The sequence below is a fragment of the Devosia sp. genome, from assembly GCF_017307565.1.
GTDB lineage: Bacteria > Pseudomonadota > Alphaproteobacteria > Rhizobiales > Devosiaceae > Devosia.
Window position 1 is genome coordinate 1 of the sequence record NZ_JAFKHD010000373.1, and the last position, 1,387, is coordinate 1,387.

Annotated in this window: 2 protein-coding genes; both read right to left on the minus strand. The window is 52.0% G+C overall.

Features of this window, described 5'->3' with window-relative positions:
- Positions 1-54 precede the first annotated feature (54 nt).
- Positions 55-846 (minus strand): hypothetical protein, encoded by a 792-nt coding sequence (locus J0I64_RS15405; protein WP_291409812.1) that lies wholly within the window; start codon positions 844-846, stop codon positions 55-57.
- Complete coding sequence (locus tag J0I64_RS15410; RefSeq protein ID WP_291409814.1) at positions 827-1,312, minus strand: hypothetical protein; 486 nt, start codon at positions 1,310-1,312, stop codon at positions 827-829. The genes J0I64_RS15405 and J0I64_RS15410 overlap by 20 nt, the downstream gene beginning before the upstream one ends.
- Positions 1,313-1,387 lie beyond the last annotated feature (75 nt).

The window sequence follows — 1,387 nt, forward strand, 5'->3', positions numbered from 1 at the left end:
AATTATGCGCACCTGATCCAGAATCCAAAGGAGCATTCTCAGACGTCGGGTGTTCTAAGTGGTCTGCAGCCTAAGAATGGTATCCTCAACAAGCTTGACCCCTAGCGGTGATATAGTCACCGTGAGCACGTCCCTGTCATACTCAATCAACCGCTCCTTATGGAGCGGGGTCAAAACCTTCGATTTAAAGACGCCCATATTTGAATACTCGATCCAATCGCAAAGGTCTTCCACAAGGATGGCCCCGTCAGCGGACTGATGAGAGAGGAGCAAGACCTTTTGCTTCGCAGATAGATCGTTTCGCAGCACCCGCTTTTTGCCAGCGACTTCCCATACGTCTGGCATCGTTCGGATCGACAGCCCATCCACAATGTCCTGCGCCTCTCCCAGAGAAAGCCCATGGAAGACCCGGATAAGCTCGCATGTCACCCAGTCACAGCTTCGGGCCATGGTCATGGCGTCGATGCGGTTCGCATCCACGTCGCCGCCGACGTGGCCGATTCCACGCTTATTCCTTATTGTATAGATGAATACGAGCGCCCTTGGCATCACGACACGAATGGCTTCAGGGGCCGTACTGCCTTGCGCCTCAATAAGCTTTCGGCACTCGTTCGCGAAATTATTTATACTTTGACCGAACGGGGTATAGGCGCCGTGGATTTCTTGCTGCAAGAAACGAAGGACTATCTCACAAAACTTACCAGCAGACATGCCGACGGCTTCGTCACGACCTTCGACGAGCGACCGCTTCACGCTCAGATATTGGTCAATCAGCTTGGAGCGGAATCTCTGATCGACATTTTTGAGGGCAGCGTCGAGAGGCGTCTCATTTCTTGAGGTATTCATACTGCCCGTCAGCGTTCTTCTGCCTTTCTAGGGCACCGCTCCGTGTCAGTCTGGCCAAAGCACCGGAGAATGCGCTGGCCTTAAACCGACGGGCAAGGCTTTGATCGCAATATGAGACTATGTCGTTGATGGTCCTATTGCTCTTGAAGAAATCGCCTTCTACGAGATCGTTAAGTATCGAAACCGCCCCCTTGGCAGAACCACCGGACTTCCGTCCTCTTTGAGTTGTCGTGCCCGTCTCCGCTGCTCCGGTGGTTTCGCCCTTCGATGGTTTGGAAATGCGCTTTTTGCGTCCACGCGTTTTGGGTGGAGCCTCCGGTGGAGGAACGCTCTTGTCCGCATCTGATTGATCGATGCCAAATATGAGTTCGACAATACGAAGCTGAACAGCTTCGGAGTTGAACTTATTTATGACTTCAGAAAGCTCCGATAGCTGCCGCTTGATCTCATCAAAATCTTGAATCACGGACTAATCCTCTCCCCCCAAGTGTATTAAACTCACGTATTCAACCACTGGTCGGCTATGTAAACAAGCTCTTCG

Excerpts from the sequence above, each read along its gene's own strand:
- J0I64_RS15405 (WP_291409812.1), bottom strand. The coding sequence starts at position 846 with ATGAATACCTCAAGAAATGAGACGCCTCTCGACGCTGCCCTCAAAAAT.